The sequence below is a fragment of the Nodosilinea sp. P-1105 genome (genome assembly GCF_012911975.1).
Taxonomy (GTDB): Bacteria; Cyanobacteriota; Cyanobacteriia; order Phormidesmidales; family Phormidesmidaceae; genus Nodosilinea.
In genome coordinates this window covers 1-23,320 of sequence record NZ_SMDQ01000044.1, presented here as the reverse complement: position 1 = coordinate 23,320, position 23,320 = coordinate 1, and the positions used below count along the sequence as shown (strand labels likewise).

Below are 23,320 nucleotides of genomic sequence, written 5' to 3'. Positions count from 1 at the left end.
TATGAGCGTCCAATACCGCTGCAAAAATCAACGCCGCCGTGCCCTGGTGCGCCAGGGGGGGGAGCCGGGACCCCCGCCGGTGAACGGTATCGACTACCTGGAGGTGGACCGCGACCAGCGCACCCTGGTAGTGACGTTTCTGCATGATCTGGCTGGGTCCAACCGTCCCCAAGGGGTGCCCCCGGACCTGGCCCCCCTCACCGCCGACAATGTGCTAATTAGCGGTGGCACCCGGCTGCAAAGCCTCGGGATTGAAGCGGTCAGCAGCGTTGGTCACGAACTGCGGGTGCGCCTCAGCCAGCCCGGTGACTATTCCCCCTATACCCTAACCCTGGTGCAGTCCCCCTCACGCCCAGAGCCACCAACCGGCATTGACCCGCAGTTGGCGGCCGTTGACTTTTGCTTTTGGGTCGATGATGTCAGCGAGTTCGACTGTCAGCCGCCGCCGCCGCCAGGGGATCCGGCCCTGCCGACCCCGGTGATTGACTACCTGGCAAAAGACTATGGCAGTTTTCGTCAACTTATGTTGGATCGGCTGTCGGTGACCCTGCCGGACTGGCCCGCCGACAACCCGGCCGACACGGGCATGGTGGTGGTGGAGCTGCTGGCCTATGCCGCCGACCACCTGAGCTATTACCAGGATGCCGCCGCCACGGAAGCTTACCTGGGTACCTGCCGCCGCCGGGTCTCCATGCGCCGCCATAGCCGCCTGCTGGACTATCTTATGCACGATGGCTGCAATGCCCGAGCCTGGGTGGTGCTACGCCTGAAGGGAGTGGTGCCTGAGACCATCAAGCCGGGCATTACCCTGCTAGGTCCCGATCCACAGCAAGGGCGGCCGGGGGTGCAATTTCTGAGTAAAACGGTGTTGCCAGCGGGGGCCGTTGAGCCTAACAGTGAAGCTTACCTGCGGGCCATGAGCCAAGGCTCTCAGGTGTTTGAAACCCTGCACGACCTCACCCTGCACCCGGCCCTGGATGAACTACACCTGTACACCTGGGGGGATGAGCAATGTGGGCTACCCCGGGGGGCCACCCGGGCCACCCTGAAGGATCCCGATCCTCCCCATGATGCTAACGGTCTGGAGGATACCGATAGTCTGCTGGCGGTGGGCCGGGTTTTGATCTTGCAAGAAGTGCGAGGTGCCACCAGCGGTGAGGCCCGAGACGCCAACCGCGAGCATCGCCATGCCGTCAGGCTGACCCGGGTGCAGCGCAGCCGCGACCCTCTGACCAGGGAATCCCTGCTCACTATCGAGTGGGCCGATGCTGATGCCCTGCCCTTTGAGCTGCCGATTTCTGGCGTCAATCCCCAGGGGGTACCGTTTGAGCAGCCCCTGAGTGTGGCCTATGGCAATGTGGTGCTGGCCGATGCTGGGCGATCGCGCCACCTACAAAATAATGAGGATATTCGAGGCAATCGGGGCTGGTTTCCCCACCAGCGGCCTCGCTTGGCGGAACATCCCCTCACCCGCCAGGGGCAGGTGCAAACCGCCCGGGATCAGTGGCAGCCCTTTGACCCAGAGGCCCCGGCCCAGTCGGCTATGCAGTGGTCGCTGCGCCAGGTCAAACCGGCGATCGCGCTATGGGAAAAGCAAGCACCCAGCGATGACCAACCCGGTGGCCCCCAGTGGCAGCCCCAGCAGGATTTGTTAATTAGCGATCGCTTTGCCCGGGACTTTGTGGTGGAAACCGAGGAAGACGGTCGGGCCTTCTTGCGGTTTGGGGACGGGGAACTGGGCCGGGAGCCTGAGCCCGAGGTAGCCCTCTATGCCCGCTACCGCACCGGCAATGGCAAGGGGGGCAATGTGGGGGCCGATACCCTGGTGAATATTGTCCTGCGGTCTGAGAATCTGGGGTTTGACGATCGGTCGAAGCTCACTGCCTTGGCAGCGGTCCTATCCCCCACCAATCCCCTACCGGCCCAGGGCGGGGAAGACCCCGAACCCCTAGAACAGGTGCGGCTGGATGCGCCCCAGGCGTTTCGAGAGGTGCGGCGACGGGCGGTGACTGAGGCTGACTACGAAGCCCTGGCCGAGCAATATTCTGGGGTCCAACGGGCCGTGGCCAGTCGCCGCTGGACCGGCAGTTGGCCCACCATTTTCCTTGCTGTCGATCGCAGCGATGGTCGCCCCCTAGACGATGACTTTCGCCAGGGACTGCTAACCTACCTGGAAGAATTTCGCCTCACTGGCCACGATGTGGCGATTGAAAGCCCCCAGTTTGTGCCCCTGGACATTGAAATCGCCGTGCAACTTCAGCCCGACTATTTCCGGAGTACGGTGCAGACCGCCCTGCTGGATAGCTTCAGCAACCGGGTGCTGGCTAACGAGCAGGTGGGCTTTTTCCACCCCAATCGTTTTACCTTTGGTCAGCCAGTGTACCTCAGTCAGGTGGTGGCCCGGGCCATGGCGGTCGAGGGGGTGCAGGCGGCGACGGTGACCCGGTTTCGCCGCTGGGATGGCTCGGGTCAGGACGGCTTGATTACGGGGGTACTGCGGTTTGACCGGCTGGAAATTGCCCAACTGGATAATCTGCCCAGTCTGCCTGAAAACGGTCGCTTGACCCTGACCTTAGAGGGGGGCCTATGACCCGCGATCGCACTACCCACAACCGCCCCGGCCTGTCGCAGCTAAGCTACCGGATTGGCGACTACCACAGCTTTCGCCAGCGCTTACTGGCGGCCCTGCCCCAGGCCCTGAAGACGGTGGAGCGGGAGGCTCCCCTGGCTAAGCTCACCACCCGCGACTCCAGCGATCCGGCCATTGCCCTGCTGGATGCCTGGGCAGTGGTGGCCGACGTACTCACCTTTTACCAAGAACGGATCGCCAATGAGGGCTTTTTGCGCACCGCCACGGAACGGCGATCGGTGTTGGAACTGGCCCGGGCGATCGCCTACGAACTAGACCCCGGTGTCGCCGCCAGCACCTACCTCAGCTTTGTGGTGGAAGATGCCCCCGGTTCGCCCACGGTGGTGCCGATCCCGGCCTACACCCAAATTATGAGTGTGCCGGTCAAAGATGAACTGCCCCAAATTTTTGAAACCACAGCCGACTTTACCGCTCGCCTGGCCTGGAATAACCTGCGCCCCCGCCCGGCTCGACCCCAGCAAGTGCTGCCCCACACCCGACAGCTTTACCTAGAGGGGGCCAGCACCCAGCTACAACCTGGCGAGTTGCTGCTACTGGTGGATCGGGGGCCAGATCCCCAAGCCTTTTTGCTACCCCTGCAAGCGGTGGAACCGGACACCAGCGCAGGCTATACCCGGGTGCGGTGGCACCAGTCCCTGCCCCCAATCACCACCCCGCTGCGACGACCCCAGGTGTTGGCCTTTCGGCAGCAGGCCCGTCTGTTTGGCTTTAATGCGCCCCCCTGGGAGCAAATGCCAGCGGCGATCAAGCTGGCGGCGGTGGAAAAAAGCGGCGGCGCGATCGCAGGGGGTGTGTTTCGCTCTGACAGCGATGGGCTGACCTGGACAGCGGCCAGTCAGGGTTTGCCTGATCAGGATGTTACCTGCCTGGCCACAAAATATGGCCCAGACGGAGAGATCATTATTTTTGCTGGCACTCCAGAGAAAGGTATTTTTCGCTCCAAAGATAACGGTCAAAGCTGGCAAGCGGTCAATAGTGGACTTACCAATCAACGGATTCAAACCCTACACGTTGACAGTGAAGGGGATCCCATCTATGCAGGAACCCCTAATGGTGGCGTGTTTCGTTCAAAAGATGATGGTGAGAATTGGGTCGCAATTAACATTGGAAAAATTAGCTCCCGCAAGGTTGAGCCGACTCCTGCCGATGAAACTGAACTATGGGAACCTGTCAATACCAGCATTCCAGATACAGTCGTACGATCGCTGTTAACTTATTCCATCACAACCCACCAGGGTCTAGGAGCAATTAGCAACAGTGGTAAAACAATCACTGGCCTGGGAACAGCGTTCAAAGCAGATATCTCGGTGGGCGACTATATTTCACCTGCTCGCTCTGGGGCTGGTGCCGTCGAAGTTGATGATGTTACAAATGACTTCGAACTTAAAGTCAAAAAGGCGATCAAATTTTTGCCAGGAGGCACTTCCTATAGTGCAAAAGCTAGCGTCATATCGACTCTGACCATTGAAGATTTATTGAGTATAGCTGCTGCGGCTTCGTCAGAAGATGTAGTTAGTGTTGACAGATCGGTTGGGAGTCTCATTAGATCTCTTATTCAACTTACAGGGCCAATTAAAGAAACAGCCCAAACTCTATTTAGTCCCACCATCAGTGTTTTATTGGAAAACTCATATAGCTTTGAGGAAGCTCAAGGTATAGCAGGGGTAGAGGATTTTATTCAAGATCTTCAGGAACGAGTTTCCAACCTTATTTTCCTCGATCTAGAGCCAATGGCAAAGTTTACAACCCATGTAGAACTTCAGGAATCCAATACCCTTGCGATTAATATCACTCCAGATGAAATCAATCTTCCTAGGGAAATTCTACCCGATGATGGGAATGGATGGTTTGATCTAAAAATCTCGGGCAGCCCAGTTGTTCTTTTCCCGTGGCTTGAGATTGAGGCTGATGGTACAGTAGTTAAAATTCCGCAGTGTAAACAAATCAAGGATATCCTAAATAGCTTTAGCCTTTTTCCCAATACAGCAGTAGATCTAGAAGAGATGAATACAGGACTTGAGCTAGTCATTCAAGTTGGCGAAAGCTCTGAAGCTCGATCTATGGGCAGGACTGATGATGACAACTCTAGTGTTGAATTTGATCCACCTTTCGATATAAGAATTCCTGACTCAAGGTCAGATGCAGAGCCAGTTTCTTTGACTATAAACCATACGATTCAGTCGAACTTTTCGATCAATGGTATGGAGATAACGGTTACAGAAAGAACGACCCTAACTCAACCGCTTCCGAGTTTTACCACTCTATCACTCTTAGAAGTGCCAGTAGCAGAGATATCACCTTTAATTGCTCAGACAAAAATTCGCAAATTTATTGAAAGTATAGCTATTGACGGCATAGATTTAGAAGATTTAGGCACATTAAACCCATTAATCTCTAGAGAGAGTCAAGTTGGCACTATCAAAGCTGTAGGTAAAACAGTGATTGGCAAAGGCTCAAAATTCACTGATCTGCTGCCAGATAACATTATCTACACTTGGCCAAGTATTGATCGGGGCTCCTGGTCGGCCACTCTGAAAGCCAATGTAGAGCAAGAAATAGAGAAGAAAGTGGTTTCAGTTGAGGACGATTTTGAACTCACTCTTGAGTCAGCTTTCTCTAAGGAGATTTCTTCTCCCGTCTCTTATTACGTGTTTGCAAATGACAATCGGGACAAGAAGTTATTTAGACGAAAGCATATTTTTGCTGGGACTGATGATGGCCTCTACTTTTCTAGAGATTATGCCCAAAGTTGGCATGTCCTAGGTAGTGAAGGAGATGTCAGGAACAAAGTTATTTTCTCCTTGGCTTATTCGACGAAGTTAATTGAAAATCCTCCAGGGGAATATGACTATTATGTGTTTGCTGGCACCGAAGCTGGTGCCTATTATTCTAAGTTTGATTTGATTAATACTTTTTCGCATGCTTCTCCATGGCGTCAACTGCCATTGATTCGAGAAGGCTTATCAGATTCTTCGAGCGTTTTCTCGCTCCTGGCTAATGGCGATTCTCAAGATGATGGTGCATATGTCTGGGTTGGCACAAATGTAGGACTATACTTCTTGTCTTCACTTTATTTTGATTTTGAATCTGAGGATTTAAGTGCTGATTTTGATATTGGATTCCCTGATGAGAATGCTGTTATTTATTCTCTTGCTGCTTCTAAGCGAAGAAATGCAGTCTATGTCTTCGCTGCAACTAATCATGGGCTCTATAGGACAGTTGTAGAATCCTCAGATGAGGATCCTGTTAATTGGGCAGATGCATCAGGAAATTGGAGTAAACAGCAGAAAGGTGCCATTGTTTCTCTGCGTGTTATAACCGTTGAGGCTGACGATCAGGCGAATATTTATGTAGGTAGTCAGTTTGTTGGCTTTTTTGTTACTGAAGAGACTGACTCCGGAGCTGGCAACACCGCTGATGAACCCAATTCAGGGTTGACCAATGATCATGAGTTAGCTACCCCGGTATTGCAAAAGCTGGAATGGCCCAATTTTGTTATCCAAGAACCGCGCCGGATGGATCTCGACACCCTGTATCCCCAGTGGTTAGAAGGCAGTTGGGTGGTACTGGTGGACGATCGCAACCCCAACAATCCCGAACAGCGGGCAGAGCCTCGCTATGCAGTGCGACAGATTGAGGCGATCGCCACGGTAGATCGCCAGGACTTTGGCCTCGCGGGCAAACTTACCCGTCTAGCCGTTACCCCCGCCCTTGACCCTGCCGCCTTTGGCCTGCGCAGTGCGCGGGTGCTGGGTCGCAGTACCGAGCTGCCCCTGGCCCTAGAACCCTTAACCGTGGAGGAACGGCAGCACGAAATTTTTGCCGACCCGCTGGTGGAGAACACCCTGTATCTGCAAGACTTTGTGGCCAACCTGCAACCCAAGCAGGTGGTGATGGTTAGTGGTCAGCCCATGGGCATGGGGCTGAGTGATGTGGGGGGTGTGTTGCGATCGCGCCACCACTGGCAACCTCGAAACACCGGCCTCAACAATCTCACCATCAACGCCCTGGCAAATATACAGGAAGACCTGCTAGCCGCCACCAACGAAGGGCTCTATCGCTCTTTCGATGGAACCACCTGGGAATCTGTATCGCCCTTGCGGTTCAAAGCTGTTCACAGCATTTTTTCGGAGCCTAACCTCCTGCTGGTAGGGGCGGATCTGGATCTGTACCGGGCTGAGCTACCCGGTGGCAATCTGGTCAAGGTTACCCTGCCGACCGGGGTCACGGTTTTGAGCTTCACCGCCTGCACCGTCGATGCTGAAGCGCCCATCAACATCAGCAATATTAGCGGTATCACGATCAGGACTGCTGATGCAATTCAGCCAGAGGATTTGCCGGTAGGGACGGTGATCACTGCAACAGTAGAAGCTCCGCCAGCAGACGAAGAAGAAAATTCAGAAAATCAATCTGTATCACAAACCCGGATTGTTATCCAAGAACCAAGCCAGCAGACTTTCTTGATTAACGAGATCTTTGCTCTCAACCAATTTCCTAATCAAGCAATGCCGACCACTTTTAATATTGGCGGTACCGTCTGGCTGGCTGGCACAGATCGGGGTTTTCTCCGCTCTACGGATTCCGGAACAACCTGGGAGTATTTGAAAGACCATCAAGATCGACAAATTTATTGTCTATTCTCCAGAAAAAGCCAGTCCATCATTGAGATTTTTGCCGGGACAGATCAGGGGCTTTACTACTCACAAGATAGTGGTCAGAGCTGGAATTTGCTGGCAGCACTTTGGGAACAGCAGATTCATCCGGCGGTCTACGCCCTGGCCGAACGGGACAATGTTGTGTTTGTAGGTACGGGTCGGGGAATATTTCAAGTTACCGGAGAAGAGATTCAGAAGCTGGATGGACTCTGCGATCGCGCTATCCTCTCCCTCACCATTGAGGACGGCATCCTCTACGCTGGCACCGACCAGGGCATCTACCGTTCCCCTGACCAGGGCGAAACCTGGGACGCCCTCGACCCCGGCCTAGCCCCCGTCACCGGTCGAGTCCTCCTGTCCCTCCCCCACCTCCCCCACTCTTCCACCCCCCACCTCCTAGTCGGCACCGAAGCCGGTCTCTTCGCCACCCCCACCGCAGGGCAAAGGTTACAGCCGACCAACTGGAGCCGCAGCAACACTGGCCTCGTCAATTCCCAGGTCACCACCCTGGCCAGCAGTGCCGATGGCACCACCCTCCTGGCGGGCACCCTGGCGGGGCTGTACCGTTCTGCCAGTGGTGGCCGCACCTGGGTACCCTTTGATGACGGGCTGGATCAACCCAATGGCCCGGACAGGTTGCCGATTCAGGCGATCCTCAGAACGGAGGGGGGGCACTGGCTGGTGGGCACCCCAGCAGGGCTGTTTGTCCATGGGCCAGTGGCTGATGATCCCGATGGGGGAACGGCTTGGCAGGTGGTGGGGCGCGACACCCTGACCTACCCCAACATTTTGGCCCTGGCTCTGCAAGGGTCCTGGCTGCTGGCCGGGACGGTGAATGGCGGCCTGTTTAAGCTCAACCTGACCTCCCTGAACTTTGACGGCCCCCAGGGTCAACCCATAGCCCAGCGCTGGCAGCCGACGGGGCTAAACAATACCGATGTGGATGCGATCGCCGTGGTGGATGAGGGCATCTATGCCGGTACCATCGGGGACGGGATCTTTCGCTCCACGGACCAGGGCAACACCTGGGAGCAGATCACCCAAACTCGCCAGGGGCGAGGGACGTTAGCCAGTGATGGCACCCAAGTCACCTGGAGTGGGACTCAGTTTGGGGGAATGTTGCGATCGGGGGATGTGATTACAGCGGCGGGACAAACCCGCACCATTACCAGTTCAAATCCCATCGCTCTTGATGTTCCGTTCACGGTGGATGCCCCTTTCCGCCCTGATCTATCCCCCAATACCCGCTTCACCATAGCAACGGGGTTGACCAATCTGGAGATTACCGCCCTGGCCTACCAGGAAGCGGGGGGCACCCTCACTCTCTACGCCGGTACCGCCGGTAGTGGGATGTTTCGCTCTAAAGACGGGGGCGATCGCTGGCAGCCGGTGATCGCCAACCTCGACGACCTCAACATTCGCTGTTTGCTCTACGAAGACATGGACGAAGACCCTGGCACTCTCTGGGCTGGTACCGCCACCCGTGGAGTATTTCGCTCCATCAACCAGGGGGACCTGTGGACCAGCGCCAGCCTCAACCTAACCAATACGGACGTGCGCGCCCTGCTGCGGCCTAGCCAGTCCACCCTGCTGGTGGGGGGCATTGGCTTTTTGCGTTCCACCGATGAGCTAACGGTGAAGCCGGTGCAGCGCCATGACCGGATGCAGGTGGTGCAGGCTCCCCAGCCGATTGCCGCCCAGCCCGATAGCGAGCAACGCTGGCAGCTGCGGGATAAAGACGGCTTCCTCGGCAGCCTCGACACCACCGCCGAGCAGATCTTCCCCCTGCTGCCCGCCGAGGAGGACGCTCCCCTGGTCAGCGAACAGGCTCAGATCAAACACCCGCCGACGGAGCAGCAGCAGCCGGTGGTGATCCTGCAAGCACCCCTGACCTACAGCTACGACCCGATCACCGTCACCGTGGCCGCCAATGTGGTCCCGGCTACCCATGGGGAAACGGCCCTGGAGGTGTTGGGCAGCGGCGATGGCACCACCAGCAACCCCACCTTTGTCCTGAAAAAGCCACCTCTGACCTATGTGGCCGCCACCAATGCCCGAGGCTCGGACAGCACCCTGGAGGTGCGGGTGGACGGGGTGCTGTGGCAGGAGGTCAGCGCCCTGTATTCCCTGCAACCCCAGGCCCAGGCCTATATCATTCGCATTCAGGACGATGGCACCACCACCGTCACCTTTGGGGATGGGGTGCGCGGTTCCCGGCCCCCCAGTGGCCAGGAAAATATCACCGCCCGCTACCGCAGCGGCATTGGTCGAGAGGGTAACGTTCAGGCGGGGCAGCTCAGTATTCTCAAGACCCGACCCCAGGGCATTGCCGAGGTGATTAACCCCCTGGCCGCCAGCGGAGCAGCGGATCGCGAATCCCTAGATGCGGCCCGCACCAATGCGCCCCCCACCGCCCGTACCCTGGGACGAATTGTCTCCCTTCAAGACTTTCAAGACTTTGCCCAGGGATTTGTGGGCATTGCCAAGGCCCAGGCTGTGGCCCTGTGGGATGGCAGCGCTCCGGTGGTGCACATCACCATTGCCGGGGCTGACGGTGACCCGGTGCCGGAAACCTCGGCCCTGTACCAGTCGTTGCTAGCGGCCATTGACCAGGCCCGCGACCCCACCCAGCAGGTGCAAGTGGCCTCGTACCAGCGTTTATTTTTCAATGTCGAGGCCCGGGTGCTGTTGGATACTCGCTACCTGGTAGAAGCGGTGGAGCCCCAGATGATTCAGAGGCTGGTGGACCGATTTGCTTTCCAGGGCCGAGGCTTTGGTCAGGCCGTGACCTCGGCAGAGGTAATCACGGCCCTGCAGTCGGTGGAGGGGGTGATTGCGGTGGATTTAGAAGCCCTCTATCGAGTGGGCCGCAGCCGCACCCTGAATGTCAGTCTCGATGCTCGCACCGCCGTTTATGACCCCGATACCGAAACCATTCAGCCTGCCCAGTTGTTTTTGCTTAGCCCGGTTGGTTTGCAATTTTCCGTTGTCTCCACCCTATGACCCTGCCTCCCTTCACTGACGATAGGCTCTATCGCTTGCTACCGGCCATCTATCGCATTCGCGATGGGGCCCAGGGGGAACCCCTGCGGGCGTTGTTAGCGATCGCCCAGCAGGAATTTCAGGCCCTGGAGCAGGACATCGACCAGCTCTATGACGACTGGTTTATTGAAACCTGTGCCCAGTGGGTGGTGCCCTACATTGGCGACCTGCTGGATGTGGGAGAACTGTATGCCGATGGCAGCGGGGCCTATGGTCAGCAGGAGCGGCGGGCCTATGTGGCCAATACCCTGGCCTACCGGCGGCGCAAGGGCACCACACCGATTCTGGAGCAGCTGACCCAGGATGTAACTGGCTGGCGATCGCGGGCGGTAGAGTTTAGCCGTTTAGTCAACACCAGCCAAACCCTAGCCCGCCTGCGGCCCGAAAGCACCACCGTCAACCTACGGGCCAACGATCGCCTAGAGCAAATCGGCACCCCCTTCGAGCAGCAGGCGGCCTATTCCGTGGACGTGCGATCGCCCCAGGTGGGGGGCCGCTACAACGTACCCAATGTGGGGCTGTATGTCTGGCGACTTCAGAGCTATCCCCTAGGGCGGGTGCAGGGGAGGGCGATCGCCACCGACCAGGGGGATACCTATTACAACGTTAACCCGGTGGGCTTGCCCCCGATGCCCCTGTTTAACCAGCCCCAAACCAAAACCGACATCGTCACCCTGGCTCAGGAGATTAATGTGCCGGCTCCCCTGCGGCGACCGGTGCTAGCCGATGAGCTGGCCCAGCGGCGTCAAAGGCTGAACCGGGGAGAGGCCCCCCTGGCTGGAGGGAGCTACTTCGACCGTGACCCAGTGTTCCAGATTTTCATCAATGGTCAGCCCCAGCCCTTGGTCCCAGAAACTATGCTGATGGCGGATTTGGGGGATATCGGAGCTAAAGCTATCCCCTGGGGGGAGGGCGAGCCGCCCGCCTACCTGGTGGCGGTGGACCCGGAACGGGGACACCTGGTCTTCCGCCCCGGCCTGGAACCGGAGCGGGTGGAGGCCAGCTATTTCTATGGCTTTAGCGATGACCTGGGGGGCGGTCCCTATAACCGCATTGGGGCGTTGCCGGACGCACTGGACCCGGCCCAAATCCCTCTTTCCCTCTGGCACTGGTCCGTACAGCGGGCCACCAGCGCCGATCCGAACCCCCTGGCCACCGCCATCGATGCCTGGAACCGCACGGTAACGGTGCGCTATGGCCTGCGCCGGGGCACCCATATTCCCCTGGCCCTGGTGGCGGTGCCGCCGGTACAGGTGGTGCAGGTGCGGGAGTCAGAGCGCGATCGCCCTCCAGAATTTCGTCCCGGCTGGGTACGAGGGCTAGGGGTGAGCCGAGGCCTGTGCCCCAACGACCTGACCATTGGCCCTGGCCTAGCGGTGGACCGAGAGGGGCGGCCCCTGCGCCTGGCTTGCCCTTGGCGGCTAGATGTGGTGGCGCGATTCGAGTCGGTGATCCGTGAGCAGCCAGACCAGCGGTGGGTGCTGGTGCTGTTTTACCAGCCCACCCCCCAGGGGAACCCAGTGGAACTGGGGCTTTGGCCCAAAACCGCCCTAAAGGGCTATCCCCCAGACACGGTTTTCCCTCTAGCGGAACTGACGTTTACAGATCAACTTCAGTTGCAAGGGGTCGTATCACCAGTGAAGACCCAGCCCCTGCGCCCAGGGATTTTACAGGGGCTAGACCTCCAGACTCGCCCCGGCACTCTAGAAACGGTGATCACCCCCGGCACGGCGGTGGATACCCAGGGGAATCCGTTTATGTTGACTGCACCCTACCCTCTGGATTTGGCCCCTTACCAGGGCAGCCAGCCCTGGGTAGTGATGGTGCCCTCGGAGCGGGGTGGGCGGCGAGTTCAACTGCTGTTGACCTTTGATGCAGAAGCATTGCGAGCTACCCACATTCCCCTGGCTCGGCTCGATGTGCCGTCGGTGACGGTGGAATCCATCCAGACCGAGGCCGAACGGGTGGGGCGCGATCCTGCCATCAGCCGTACCGATTTAACCGTATCCATCAGCGGCACCACGTTGCAGGTGTCCCCAGGGGCATTGCAGATTCCTGATCACGATCCCCTCACCCTGGACCAGCCCCAGTTCCTGGATTTGGCTCCCTTCGCGGGCCGGACTCTGTTGGTGTTTCTGGCGGCCCAGGCCAACCAGGGCTGGCCCCTAGGGACTGGTTCCACCGCCCGTTCGGAGACCAACGCCCATGGGGGACTGATTCCAGTAGATCCTCCCCAGGCCAACAGCGCCGATCCCCTCAGGCTGCAAGGGGTAGATACCGGCTGGATCGTGATTCGCGACAGTGCCACCTACGTCGGTGATTTAACCCTGGCGGTGCCCCCCAGTGCCCGCCTAAAGCTGCTAGCGGCCGATGGGGTGCGGCCACACGTGCAAGGGGCGATCGCGATCCAGGGCTGGAGCCAAGCTGACCTGGCTCCGGCTGAAATCAGCCTCAATGGGCTGCTGGTGGAGGGCAAACTCCAGATTTTGCCCGGCAGTCTCGGCCGATTAACCCTCCAGCACTGTACCCTGGTGCCCCAGTTGGGTGGATTGCAGGTGGCATCCACCGCTAATCCCGAGGGAGACTGTGACCTGGGAGATTTTTCCCTGTTGGCCTTTGTGGCCTATGCCCTGGCTATGGTGTGGCAGCTGATTGCCCAGGACTTGGGGCTAAAGCGGCAGGGGCCATCGTTGACCATGACCCAGTTTTTGCAGACCAGTTGGCACCAATTGATGGCGGGGTTGGCCGAGATGTTTGCCGTGGCAGGGCATGACAGTCCCCACTACTGGGGGGAGATCCGGCTGGAGTCCGTGGACAACGATCGCTTAGAAATCTACCTAGAGCGCACCATCTGTGGCCCCATTACCCTGGCGGCTACGGTAGCCCGGCTGCACATTGCCGAAAGTGTGGTTGATGCTGGTGCAGGGTCTAGCCAAGGTGCCATTGCCGCCCCCGGCACCGCCCTGGCAGTGCAAGCCTCGACGGTGCTGGGCCGCACCAGTGCTCGGGAGCTGGAGGCCAGTGATAGCCTGTTCACCGAGAAAGTCACCGTGGGGCGGCACCAGGTGGGCTGTTTGCGGTTCTGCTATGTACCGGTGGCCTCCAGTACCCCCAGCCGCTACCGGTGCCAGCCAGATTTAGCCTTGGCGGAAGCGTTAGACAATATTCCTGGCGGTATTGTCGCTTTGGGGATGGTTCCCTCCCAGGGTCAGGTGTTAGTGGGAACGGCCAAGGACGGCCTGTTTCGTTTGGGACGATCCCCTGGGACAGAAGACTTTAGCTGGGAGGAGATGAACGGCGATTTGCCGGAGCTGTCCCTCACCGCCCTGACCACCTACCCCTGGCCCGATCCCCAAGCCGCTATCCCTACGGATCAACGGCAGACCTTAGTCGGCACCACCACCGGTCGGGTATTCCGGGTGTTGGGCGATCCCTGGACCGCAGGCCCAGAAACCGAACCGGTCTTTGACTGGCGGCCGCTGCCCCTGCCTAGCCTCAACGGAGCGATCACCGCCCTCTATTTCGATCCCCATCTCGGTCAGGGGCAGGTGCGCTTCCCGGCGACAGGGTTGGGGGCTGGGCCCGACACCGCGATCGCCCTGGTGGGCATCGGTACCCGCTTTTCCCAAACCCTGCAGCCGGGGGATGTAATCACTATCCAAGATTTACCCTGGCGGGTAGAATCCCTGGGGCGGCAGCTCCCGTCAGGCACCACCCTCACGGCCCGGGGGCGACAGGTCACCCTTCAGTCCCCTACCGCCCTAGCCCCCTTGCAAGTGGGGGATACCCTGACCGTGGAACGGGCACTCACCACCGGGGCCAGCCGCCAGACCATTGGCCAAACCCGGACCATTGTTGCCCTCAATCCGGGTGATGCCACCGTCACCGTCAATGCCCCCTTTGGTGAGGTGATGGGGGTGGACCAGGCTCAACCCGTTGTGATCAACATTGACACGGAACTTGTGGTTACAGCGGCTGCCGCTGAGGACAATGAGCGACCCGATCAAACAGACCCCGTAGAGGCTGGGGATGCCGACAGCGAGCAACCCCCCGAGTCCTTCACCATTCTGCGGTTATGGGTGACCAGCGATGGCAGCGGCCTGTGGCGGGGCACTGTGGATGGGCAACAGTGGCAGCCCTTGAGTATGGGGCTCACCACCCCCCGGCTCACGGCCATTGTGCGATCGCAGCGGCAGCTCTGGCTGGGTACCGCTGGGGGCGGCATGTTTCGCCTAGGGAGCGACAACCGCTGGCAGCCAGTCAATCAAGGTATGCCCCAGAAGCTGATCAGTGCCTTAGTCGTCACCCCCGGCGGCAGGCTGCTGGCGGCTACCCCCAGGGGGATTTTTGGCTTGGAGCGCGATCGCGATGCCTGGGAGAACCTCAGCACCGGCCTCACCAGCCTAGATATCACCGTTCTGGCCGCTCGCCACTCCCAGGATGATGATGCTCAGGACGCTAACGCTGCCCCAGCCAACGGTGTGCCACCTACCCTGCTGGCTGGCAGCCGAGATGGCAAACTGTTTAGCTCCCAGGACGAAGGCCAAAGCTGGGAGAGGATGGGCCTCGACTTTCGGGGAACTGATATCACGGCCCTGACCATCGATGACGCCACTGGCGAGATTTGGCTGGGGACAGCGGCGGGGGCTTTACTGCGGGGGTGGGTGGACTCAGAGGCCGATTCCCCGGCCCTGATCTGGCAATCCATCCAGCAGGGACGGCTGGACCTGGCTACCAAACTACATATTCTCAACCAGCTCCAGCCCAGTTTTACCTCAACCCGCTATGGCGAACCGGGCTATATGCAGCTGCGCCAAACCTGCCCTAGCGTCATTCGCACTGGGGCCGAAGACGGTGCTGAAATGGGGGTATTTAATGCCCTGAAACAAGCCCAGCGAGAAGCTAACCTACTCGCCAGCCTCGATGAGTATCTGCGGTTTGGGTTAGCCGCTGGCATTTTCTACATGACGTAAGGAGGGAACCCCATGGCAGGCGATATCACTCGGTCTACATTTGACCCCAAGAAAGGTTACACCAGTGTCCGCATGCAGCAGGGTCGTCTCCAGCTCGATGCCGACTGGAACGAGCAGGCCGACATTCAAAATCACCTGCGCCGCGCCTACGTCACTGACATGATTGGGGCGGGTAGTGGGGCCTCCAAGGTAGACCCGTTTACGGGCGATCCCAGTGATACCAGTTTCCAGCTGCGGGCGATCGCTACGCCTCCCCTTAGCAATCCATCTGCCACCGACATTGCTCTACTGCCGGGGCACTTCTATACCCGGGGGGTGCTGTGTGAACTGGCCCCCGAATCCAGCTTTACGGTCAGGAAGCTAGACAATCAGCGGTTACAGGTTTCCCCTAGCTTGACCATTGATGGCCGCCGACTGCGAGTTGGGGACTGGCTGATGTTAGCTGGCGATGAAGGGACTCACGGAACGAATTCGACCGAACCCTCGGCCTCTTTGATCGGCTGGCGGATCAAAAAAATTATCGATCAAGGCAATCGCGAAATCCAGGTGGATGGCGCTTTGGATGACGTGACCGTGACTCAAATGAGGCGTATCGTTACCTATACCTCTCAACCGGATTACCTCCTGGACGAGGAATCCGAGGGGTTTGACCGCTTGTCTGAGCAACGCTACTTTGCCTACCTCGACGTGTGGGAACGCCCGGTGACAGCGGTGGATGACCCCACCCTGCGGGACGTGGCCCTGAATGTGCCTGACACCACCACCCGCACCAAAACCGTGTGGCAGTTAAAGCTGAGGCAACCTGACGAGACCATTCAAGTTAATCAACTGCAGGTACCAGCGGCGATCGCCACCGATTGGCCCCAGCCCTGGCGAGATTTTGAGCAGGCTGAGCGCGATCGCGCCCCCCGGATGAATGCCTGTGCCCGACTCTGCCCCGATGGTACAACTGGGTCTAATGGCCGCCTGGGTAACTACCTTTACCGGGTGGAAATTCACCATGGCAATGACCCAGTTACTTCCAATGGCAATGGCAATGGCAATGGCAACCAGGCCGTTACCTTCAAATGGTCGCGCAATAACGGCAGCGTGGTCAGTCCAGTGAAGGCGATCGAAGGCAATGTAATTCGCATTAGCAAATCCAGCCAAGATGCCTGGGCTGACTCTACTCCAGGGCAGTGGCTAGAGCTGCTGACCGCCGCCCAAGAACTCAGGGGTGAACCTGGCTTGCTGGTGCCCCTGAGAAGTGCCACTGACACCAAGCTGGAGTTTGATGATGCCCTAATTGTCGGCGGCAGTATCCCCAAAAATGTGTCGAAGGTGCGCCGCTGGGATCACACGGTCACCGACACCCGTCAGGGGGTTCTGGCCATTTCGTCGAATTGGATCGAGCTAGAGAACGGCATCAAAGTCCAGTTTGCTGTGACAGAGGCCTCTGAGCCTGCTGAATCCGATGGCGACACCGCCAGCGATCAGGCAGCGAAAACAGTACCCATCATTTACCGGACTGGCGATTATTGGCTGATTCCAGCTCGGGCCGCCACTAATGATATTGAGTGGCCCAGCGATCGCGCCGATGACGATGTCAGCAACCAGGGGGTCTCCATTTCCCGCCCGATACCCCAGCCCCCCCATGGCATCGAACACCAGTACGCCCTATTGGCCGTCGTTGATTTTACCAGTGAGGACTCCATACCTAAGGTCTACGATCAGCGCATTCTGTTTCCCCCTCTCTTGCGAGCCTTGGACCGAGAAGGGGGCGAAATTGCTGGAGACCTTGAAATTCGTGGTCAGTTTTCTGTCATGGGCTTAGAGGCTGATCCTGAAACTGAACAAAAGGCCGATACCCAGGCTGCTCGTCTCATCGTCCTGAAAAACGGCAATGTGGGCGTAGGCAAAACCGACCCACAAAGCGCCTTGGATGTAGAAGGCACAATTAGAACAACCGACTTAGATATTACAGGTGAGTTTTTCGCGGAAACCTTTCAGGGACAAAGGTTTGAAGTGTTACTGCAGCCGGACAATGATGAATCAGGGACGCAGGAACCGGTTCGTTATGGGGTGATGCAAGCCAGTACGACCCCAGATGGTCAGCCTTCTGATCCAAAGCAAATTCAATTTGTAGCCGAGCCCGAAACGAGCTTTGTCTTTCTCAACGGCCCTGTGGGTATTGGGCTTGATGATCCCCAGTATCCGCTAGAGATTAATGGAGCCACAAAACTAGAATTGGGCACAGCGATCAATGAGTTCTCTACCGATGACACATTGCACGATAGGAGTGACGACGCTGTACCAACTGAGAAGGCTGTTAAAACCTATGTGGATCATCAAATTAGTGACTTTGATGACAAGCTAGCCAACAAAGCAAACCTTAATGGTGATGATAATGTTGACTTCAGGGCTCAAACCCTCAGTTGCCGCACCCTAGAACTGAATGCTTTTGCGGTGGATGCAATTTCCAATGACGAGTCATTGGGGGATGCCCGCAATAATGCGTTACCTACTGAAGGTGCTGTAAAAGGCTATGTTATTGGTCAAGTAGAGTCTTTAAATAATAGTCTGAATGACAAAGCCGATCAAAATGGCGATGAAAATGTTGATTTCAAGGCTCAGAACCTGAGTTGCCTCTCCCTGAACTTGAACATGGCTCAGATTAATGCCATTTCAGAGGATGGAATACTGCAAGACTTACGCCATGATACGTTACCCACTGAGGGAGCTGTTAAAACTTATGTTGACAGTGAAGTAGAACAGTTGACCAATAGTCTGGATGGGAAAGCGGATCAAACCGGTAGCAACAGTATCGATTTTAGTGCGAAAACGCTGAGTTGTATGTCGCTTAATCTCAACTCAGCCATAATCAATGAGATTTCAGGGGATGATATCCCTGAAGTCGGTCGAGATGATGTTCTGGTCACTGAACAGGCCCTCACCGCCTACGTTGACGGCAGAGCAGCTGAGGTGAATGATACGCTTAGCCAAAAAGCTAGTCTCAATGGTGATTCCAATGAAGACTTTAGAGTTAAAACTCTACAGGCTGACCGACTTGAATCGATGAACTTAGTCACTACTACAATTGATGGCCATGATGTTTTGGTAAGACATGGTTTAACCAGCTCCAACTATTATCAAATTTCCTCTGGTTTACTAAAAGACAATATTAGTGAGTTTACAAGCCAAGAAGTAGCTGAAAATCTTAGTAAGTTACATCCAGTAAAATTTAACTATAAGAGCGATCGCAGTAGCAACACGCATGCAGGCTTTATCGCTGAAGAAGTGCCCGACTTGTTGGCGAGCGATGATCATCAGAAAGTCAAGTTGATGGATGTCATCGCGCTGTTAACGAAAGCCGTTCAGGAGCATCGTCATGTGGTTAAGCAACTGTCCGCCAAGGTCAAAAAACAGGATCAAGAGATTGCCCAGCTTAAACAGACCCTGAGTAATATCATTCCCCCAGATTCATGAATGCCAACTAAATTACTTATCTAGGCATTAAAGATCTCCGGTATTTCTAACACTCTGAAAATAAGGACTCAAACCATGGCCATTACCCCCACCTATCCCGGTGTCTACGTCCAAGAAATTCCCAGCGGTGTCCGCACCATAACCGGCGTCGCTACATCCATTACAGCCTTTATTGGCTATGCTCCAAGAGGTTTAACCAATTCTCCGGTCCGCATTAAGAACTTTGGTTCCTATGAGCGTATATTTGGTGGACTGTCACGCACTAGCACCATGAGTTATGCTGTTCAGCATTTTTTCTTGAATGGGGGAAATGATGCCATTATTGTGCGTCTTTCTAACACAGTTATGAAAAAGTCTGATCCAGATGATCCTGAGAGTGATGATGTTGTTGACGAAGATAACTCTGCTAAAACTGCCGAGTATAGTTTGCCTACTTCCCTAGATGATAGCCCAGTTGTTCTCAGCGCAGCGAGTGAAGGAGCTTGGGGAAACAATCTGGAAATAAGTGTAGATTACGCCACTGCCACTCCTGAAGAGACTTTTAACCTAACAGTGAAATTCATCGAAAATAGAGAAGAAATCGCTAGCGAAACCATTCGGAATTTATCGATGGATCCAATGGCAAGTCGGTTTGTCTCCGACGTGATAGAAAGCCAGTCATCCCTTGTGCGCGTCAAGGCAATACTTGGTGGCGACAGTAGCCCTAGACCTAATGAGACTAGAGATGAAGAAGGAAAGCCAAGTTCTATAAATACCCCTTCCACTGAGGGATCTAACGGAACTGATCCTAGAAATGATAATCAGTATATTGGCAGTCAAAGAGACAAAACTGGTCTCTTTTCCTTGGAGAAAGCTGATTTATTCAACATTCTTTGTATTCCCCCAGTCAGGTCAGATGTTGATATTTCTCTGACTACATGGACAGCAGCTGCTCAGTATTGCCTGGAGCGACGGGCTATGTTGCTGATTGATCCTCCCATGGATTGGATTAGTCATAGCCTTGCTGTTGATGGAGTTGATGAAATCCGTGGAGCAGCCGGAGATGCTAAACAAAATGCAGCCGTATTTTTTCCTAGGGTAAAGCTAGCTGATCCATTAAAGGAAAATCGTTTAGAAACTTTTGTACCCAGCCCGATTATGGCTGGTCTGTTTGCCAGGACTGACAGTAGCCGTGGCGTTTGGAAAGCGCCAGCGGGAACAGAAGCCACTTTGAACGGTGTTCGAGAGTTAACAGTAAATTTGACCGATGGTGAAAATGGCGAACTCAATCCTTTGGGGGTCAACTGCTTACGTAACTTTCCAGTCTATGGAAATGTAGCCTGGGGCTCTCGAACCCTGGATGGTGACGATCGCCTAGCGTCAGAATGGAAATATGTTCCGGTGCGTCGCCTGGCCCTTTTCCTGCAAGAAAGCCTCTATCGCGGCACCCAGTGGGTGGTATTTGAGCCCAACGACGAGCCCCTGTGGGCGCAAATTCGCCTGAATGTTGGGGCGTTTATGAACAATCTGTTCCGCCAGGGGGCGTTTCAGGGTACCACCCCTAAAGATGCTTATTTCGTCAAGTGCGACAGTGAAACCACCACCCAAAACGACATTGATCGTGGCATTGTCAATATTCTGATTGGCTTTGCCCCCCTGAAACCAGCCGAGTTTGTGATCCTGAAATTCCAACAAATCGCTGGACAGCTCGAAACTTAAAGGCAGAAAGCAGCCTCGTAGGGTGGGCATCGCCCACCACCCTCTAAACCCCCTCCACATATAACCTTAGGAGAAAACCATGGCCCAGTTCAGTGTTAATGCCCAACGATTTGATCCCTACAAAAACTACAAATTCCGCGTTAAGTGGGATGGTCGCTATGTAGCTGGTATCAGCAAGGTCGGTGCCCTGAAGCGCACCACCGAAGTGGTCACCCACCGGGAAGGGGGCGACCCGAGCAGCCCTCGCCATTCGCCAGGGCAATCTAAATACGAGCCCATTACCCTAGAGCGGGGGGTAACCCACGACAAAGAATTTGAGCAGTGGGCGAACAAAGTCTGGAACTTTGGCTCTGGCCTTGGGGCTGAAGTTTCCCTCCAGGACTTTCGTAAAGATCTGATTTTAGAGCTGATGAATGAGGCCGGGCAGGTGGCGATCGCCTATCGCATTTACCGCTGTTGGGTGTCCGAATTCACGGCTATGCCTGATTTAGACGCCAGCGCCAATGAGGTGGCCATTCAGAGCATTCAGTTGCAAAACGAAGGTTGGGAACGGGATACCGAGGTAACGGAACCCTCTGAACCCAGCTTCTTAGAACCAGCCTAATCAATCTATGGAATCACTGACAGCCGCGCATATCGTCCAGATTTGGGAACTAGGTCAAGGGCAGCACCCCCTTGATCGGGTCTTGACTTGCCTGGCGTTTGCGCTACCTGACCAGCCCCTAGACATTCTGGCCAGTCTAAGTATTGGTCGGCGGGATGGCTATCTGCTGACCCTGCGAGAGCTCACCTTTGGCCCAACCCTAGACAGCGTAGCGACCTGCCCTAGCTGCCAGGAAACCCTGGAGTTTGCCCTGAAAGTGGGGGATATTCGCACCGGGGATCCCTCAGTGCCGTTGGTAGACCCGGTGGAGTGGGAAACCGATGGGATCCGTCTAAAGTTTCGGCTGCCTAATAGTCTGGATCTAGCCGCGACGGTGGGCCTGGGCGATTCTGCGGCGGCTCGGCAGCAGTTGCTAGAGCGCTGTGTGCTGGCCGCTAGCCAGGGAGATCAGCCGATAGCAGTGGGGAATTTGGCTTCGTCGGTTTTGGCCCAGGTGGAGGGGGCGATCGCCGCTGCCGATCCCCAAGCTGACATTACCCTCGACCTCACCTGCCCGGCCTGTGGCCATAACTGGCAGGTGGCCTTTGACATTGGAGCATTTCTCTGGGCGGAAATCACCGCCTATGCCCAACGGCTGCTGCTGGATACCCACCAACTGGCCAGGGTTTATGGCTGGGCCGAGGCTGACATTCTGGCCATGTCGAACCAGCGACGACAGTATTATTTAGGACTGGTGGGCTAATGGTTGAACGGCTGATCCAGCGATGGCAAACACCCCAAGCGGCATCCCAGGTGCGGCCCCAAACCGTTACTCGCTTTGGTCCTGAGCCGGGGTTGCCCCAGGACATCGCTGGGGTTTCCCTGTGGCAACCCCACTCATTGCAGGGGGTGCGAGGCCGTCAATGGATCCCAGAGCCAGTAGCCCAGGACCAGCCCTTAGCGTTGCAATCTTCGGAATGGCCGCTGGTATCCCTAGCCCAGAATCCCTTTATTGCTGTGGATGATCGCCCCCAAGGCGCGATCGCAGAAATCACCGAAACTACCGCGCGATCGCTTGCCAGTCCGCTCTCCCTCTCCCCCCAACTCAACTCTCCAGCCGATACCTCCCCATCTCCCCCATCTCCCCCATCTCCCCCACTCCCCCACTCCCCCACTCCCCACCTCCTCCAACCAAAGGCAGCTCCACCCCTAGAGGCCGTACCTAGCTCCGATGGAGAATCGCCGCCAGTGATAGCCCCCACCCCACCCCCTTCTGTTTCCCCATTGCTACCAAGGGTAAATCCACCATCCCTGTCTTCTGCGATCGCATCACCGGCAGAGTCCACCCGTGATGCCCCTAGTGATGTTCCCACCGCAGATCAGCCCCACCAGGACAAAACTGAACCAGCGGCCTCCCTCGCAGCCCAGGCTCCAACCCAGGTCCTACCCCCTGCCTCGAATGTCATAAGTTCTATCACCCCAGCGGTGACTCACTCGGTTCCTTCAGAGGCTGCAGCGCGATCGCAGGACTTGTTCTCCCCGGCTGCCCCAACGGCCAACTCTGGCGCGAAGCCAGTGAGCACTACCCCCCCTACGGTCTCTCCTACTCCCCCACTCCCCCACTCTCTTACGCCTCCGCCTTCCCCATCTCCCCAGCTCAACTCTCCAGCCGATACCTCCCCATCTCCCCACTCCCCCACCTCCCCATCTCCCCCGCTCCCCCAACCCTCCAGCCCCGACGGTAAGCCAGTGGGCAGTGCCCACCCTACGGTAGATCAAGCCACCTCTAGTGTGAAGCCACTGGACACCGCCTCCCCGAGGGTAGCTCCTCCGTCGGCCCCTCAGTTTCCTTCTCCTGAAGCTACCCTCCCCCCCGTCATCTCCTCCTCCCCCCCATCATCCAGCCCTAGGGTGAGGCCGGTGGGCAGTGGAAGGTCGGTGGGCAGTGCCCACCCTACGGTCTCTCCGACTCCCCCACTCCCCCACCCCATCACTCCACATCCCCTCATCTCCCCATCCTCCTCGCTAGGGCAGACACACGGGTCTGCCCCTACTCTCCCGTCTCCCATTACCGTCACCATCGGCCGCATCGACATCCGCACTACCCCCAAAAACACCCCACCTCCACTCCGCCGTCGCCCTAACCCAGCCCCTTCCCTCTCCCTCAAGGACTACCTCGATCGCCGCAACCAGCCCTAATTCCCCCACCCCCCCCCCCCCCCCCCCCCCCCCTCCCCCCCCCCCCCCCTCCCCC

The 23,320-nt window shown here is 57.0% G+C and carries 8 protein-coding genes; all 8 read left to right on the top strand.

Translation table 11 applies throughout. From position 1 onward, the window contains the following. The first annotated feature begins 1 nt into the window (after window position 1). The 8 genes from E1H13_RS17380 (at window position 2) to E1H13_RS17345 (ending at window position 23,265) form a co-directional block, all read left to right on the top strand. Window positions 2–2,590: a putative baseplate assembly protein gene (locus E1H13_RS17380; RefSeq protein ID WP_169614976.1), complete on the top strand. Its 2,589-nt coding sequence runs from the start codon at window positions 2–4 to the stop codon at window positions 2,588–2,590. Then, a complete protein-coding gene (locus tag E1H13_RS17375; RefSeq protein WP_169614974.1) occupies window positions 2,587–10,308 on the top strand; it encodes a putative baseplate assembly protein in 7,722 nt (2,573 codons plus the stop codon). The genes E1H13_RS17380 and E1H13_RS17375 overlap by 4 nt, the downstream gene beginning before the upstream one ends. Continuing rightward, the gene (locus E1H13_RS17370; protein WP_169614972.1) at window positions 10,305–15,320 is read left to right on the top strand and encodes a hypothetical protein; all 5,016 of its coding nucleotides are present in this window, start codon (window positions 10,305–10,307) and stop codon (window positions 15,318–15,320) included. The genes E1H13_RS17375 and E1H13_RS17370 overlap by 4 nt, the downstream gene beginning before the upstream one ends. A 12-nt stretch (window positions 15,321–15,332) precedes the next feature. After that, a complete protein-coding gene (locus tag E1H13_RS17365; RefSeq protein ID WP_169614970.1) occupies window positions 15,333–18,785 on the top strand; it encodes a DUF6519 domain-containing protein in 3,453 nt (1,150 codons plus the stop codon). A gap of 75 nt (window positions 18,786–18,860) precedes the next feature. Then, window positions 18,861–20,483: a phage tail sheath C-terminal domain-containing protein gene (locus E1H13_RS17360; RefSeq protein ID WP_169614968.1), complete on the top strand. Its 1,623-nt coding sequence runs from the start codon at window positions 18,861–18,863 to the stop codon at window positions 20,481–20,483. A gap of 79 nt (window positions 20,484–20,562) precedes the next feature. Continuing rightward, window positions 20,563–21,087 (top strand): phage tail protein, encoded by a 525-nt coding sequence (locus tag E1H13_RS17355; RefSeq protein ID WP_169614966.1) that lies wholly within the window; start codon window positions 20,563–20,565, stop codon window positions 21,085–21,087. A gap of 7 nt (window positions 21,088–21,094) precedes the next feature. Continuing rightward, window positions 21,095–21,829: a phage baseplate protein gene (locus tag E1H13_RS17350; RefSeq protein ID WP_169614964.1), complete on the top strand. Its 735-nt coding sequence runs from the start codon at window positions 21,095–21,097 to the stop codon at window positions 21,827–21,829. Continuing rightward, window positions 21,829–23,265: a hypothetical protein gene (locus E1H13_RS17345; RefSeq protein WP_169614962.1), complete on the top strand. Its 1,437-nt coding sequence runs from the start codon at window positions 21,829–21,831 to the stop codon at window positions 23,263–23,265. Before E1H13_RS17350 ends, E1H13_RS17345 begins: the two co-directional genes overlap by 1 nt. Window positions 23,266–23,320 lie beyond the last annotated feature (55 nt).

Coding starts and splice junctions, on each gene's coding strand:
- E1H13_RS17365 (WP_169614970.1), top strand. CDS start 15,333: ATGGCAGGCGATATCACTCGGTCTACATTTGACCCCAAGAAAGGTTAC.
- E1H13_RS17355 (WP_169614966.1), top strand. CDS start 20,563: ATGGCCCAGTTCAGTGTTAATGCCCAACGATTTGATCCCTACAAAAAC.
- E1H13_RS17380 (WP_169614976.1), top strand. CDS start 2: ATGAGCGTCCAATACCGCTGCAAAAATCAACGCCGCCGTGCCCTGGTG.
- E1H13_RS17345 (WP_169614962.1), top strand. CDS start 21,829: ATGGTTGAACGGCTGATCCAGCGATGGCAAACACCCCAAGCGGCATCC.
- E1H13_RS17350 (WP_169614964.1), top strand. CDS start 21,095: ATGGAATCACTGACAGCCGCGCATATCGTCCAGATTTGGGAACTAGGT.
- E1H13_RS17370 (WP_169614972.1), top strand. CDS start 10,305: ATGACCCTGCCTCCCTTCACTGACGATAGGCTCTATCGCTTGCTACCG.
- E1H13_RS17360 (WP_169614968.1), top strand. CDS start 18,861: ATGGCCATTACCCCCACCTATCCCGGTGTCTACGTCCAAGAAATTCCC.
- E1H13_RS17375 (WP_169614974.1), top strand. CDS start 2,587: ATGACCCGCGATCGCACTACCCACAACCGCCCCGGCCTGTCGCAGCTA.